The organism is Aeromonas sp. D3 (assembly GCF_027705025.1).
GTDB lineage: Bacteria > Pseudomonadota > Gammaproteobacteria > Enterobacterales > Aeromonadaceae > Aeromonas > Aeromonas salmonicida.
This window is the reverse complement of sequence record NZ_JAPDBE010000088.1, coordinates 1-2,113: the sequence shown is the minus strand read 5'-3', so window position 1 is coordinate 2,113 and position 2,113 is coordinate 1. Positions and strand designations below refer to the sequence as shown.

Here is a 2,113-nt window from a genome sequence, read left to right as displayed (position 1 = left end):
GTTGCGCATTGTGCTTTTGCAGATGACTTTGGTCTGACTCGAACCTCAAGCCGAACCCAGTGAGGCTCCCCCAATAATTCCATGCCTGGCTGTTTGCCTTTTTCGTAAAGGCAGACAAAAACAGGGGAAGATTTGGAGCCAATGTAGAGAGTTCGACCGTTCTCCCCACGAAGAAAATCCCCCACATGCTGAACCTTGAGATTGTGTTTTTTGGCAACCTCAAGAGCTAGCGTGGAAAGCTCCTCCCAAGCACCGGGCGAATACCAATCCATAGCAGAATCGACACGCGAAACGCGATGGTTTGGCCACAGCTTTCGACAAAGACTAGCCCCCTCGATAGCGTCACTCCCGGTGAACTGGATATGAGGGTCGGGAGAGCTGTGAAGCCCCCACATAAGGGACACTATTCGATGGTCCCCTCTAATCAAATCGACGGCCTCTTTGTACCCATAGAGCAGGCGACCCCTTTTGATGTCCGAGCGAGGAAAAAACTCCTTCAAAACGGCCAAAACTTCATCGGGTTGCTGGTCTGTTAGGGTGGCCTGATACCAGTCAAAACTAGGCATTTTGACCCCCCTTATCCTCAGGAGGGGTATCAGAAGGGATTTTAGTAACAAAAACAACGGGTTGTGTGGGGTTTTGGAGGTCAGTCGGTGAGACCTGACCCCCGTTATTACAGGAACGGGGGTTAGCCTGTCCGGACACCCCCGAAAAACCAGCCTTCATGGACTCAAATTGAGCCGAGGTTTCGTCAAGCAAATTGCCGAGAGAATCGACAAGTTCAGACACCCCCTTTTGGTCCCCTGTTTTGACCAAATCATAGGTAGTTTTTAGGTACTCAAACATGGGTGCAACCATGTCCAATACAGACGAGCAAGCAATGGAACGTGACTTGCCAATGTGCGCCGAAAAATCATCAATTGCGGCGAGAGTTTCATCAGAAACAGTAATGGTTATTCTGGGCATGTTTTCCTCCAAGTAAGGTTTAGCGCTGTCGTTGCGTGTGCTCCTCCGTCGCCTCCCACAACGACAACACTAGCCCCTTATGATGCAGTTTTCAACCCTAGGTATGAAAAGTGATGCAGATATTTAATTATCGTCACAGTGACCAAAATTAGAGGGGCGCTATGGCGTTTATCTCCCTCAGCGCAGGAGAGTCTTAAAAGCCGGTTTTTCAGGGAAGGGGGAGGAGGGCCATTCTCGGGAAAATTCAGAGCCGCCAGAGGCGGGCGCCGCGCTTGGAAACAAAGCCTCTCGGGGCGGGTGCGAGGGTAGCGCTTCTATGGCTTCGCCATGGGCCCGAGTGCGAGATTCCGCACCAAAGTCCACGATAAACCACGGTAAACCACGGTAAAGTCCGGTACGGAAAACCATACCAAAGTCCGGCAACACACTTGGTTTAATTGGAATTAAGCAAAATGTGTTAACAAAAAAGGGGCAATGATAGCCCCTCTCGTTCGTCGGCGTTGCTGCGCGCCCTCGCTCCTACTCCTCCGTGTCGGGAACCTCAGGAACGAACGTCCAGAGAGCGTGAACTTCCCTTTGCATCGCCTGCATATCGGAATCAAGACGGTCGGAGAGGATGCGGAGCAAGGCGGAATATCTATCCTCGGAGGGGATAACATCAGCCAATTCAGCCAAGGCGCAAGCGGTATCGCCCAATGACTGGAGCGCGTGGTAGGAAGTTTCGGTAACATGATGCATAGCCATAATGGCCTCCGTACAGGTTGTTGTGGTTAGCTGGGCCTTGGGAGGTGAGATTCCCAAGGCTCAGTGTTTTCAGTAACAGTTACTAAAAAGGACAATCCCAACCAACGCCGTCTAGCAGTTTTTTGGCGAAGGATTTGGCCCCCATGGTACTGCATAGCCTGACAACAAGCGGGCCATACTGCTTAACAAGGGCTGCAAAGGCCCTGTCGTCGTCTGTAGGCTCGTATTGAGTGCCGACCCTATGCCTTGCTATGCTTGAGCCCGTGAGGCGCTGATAGAGCTCCCTAGTCCACAGTGCGCAGCCAAAAACTTCTGGCGGGGTGATGGTTGCGCATTGTGCTTTTGCAGATGACTTTGGTCTGACTCGAACCTCAAGCCGAACCCAGTGAGGCTCCCCCAATAA

At 51.9% G+C, this 2,113-nt stretch carries 3 protein-coding genes; all 3 read right to left on the bottom strand.

Annotation, left to right across the window (positions count from 1 at the left end):
- Nucleotides 1-566 (bottom strand): replication initiation factor domain-containing protein (locus OKC28_RS22845; protein ID WP_270691156.1); only part of this gene is annotated, 566 nt, incomplete at its 3' end.
- Nucleotides 559-966 (bottom strand): hypothetical protein, encoded by a 408-nt coding sequence (locus OKC28_RS22840; protein ID WP_270691155.1) that lies wholly within the window; start codon nt 964-966, stop codon nt 559-561. The genes OKC28_RS22840 and OKC28_RS22845, both read right to left, overlap by 8 nt.
- Nucleotides 967-1,485: 519 nt before the next feature.
- Nucleotides 1,486-1,710, bottom strand: coding sequence for a hypothetical protein (locus tag OKC28_RS22835; protein WP_270691154.1), 225 nt, complete (start codon nt 1,708-1,710; stop codon nt 1,486-1,488).
- Nucleotides 1,711-2,113 lie beyond the last annotated feature (403 nt).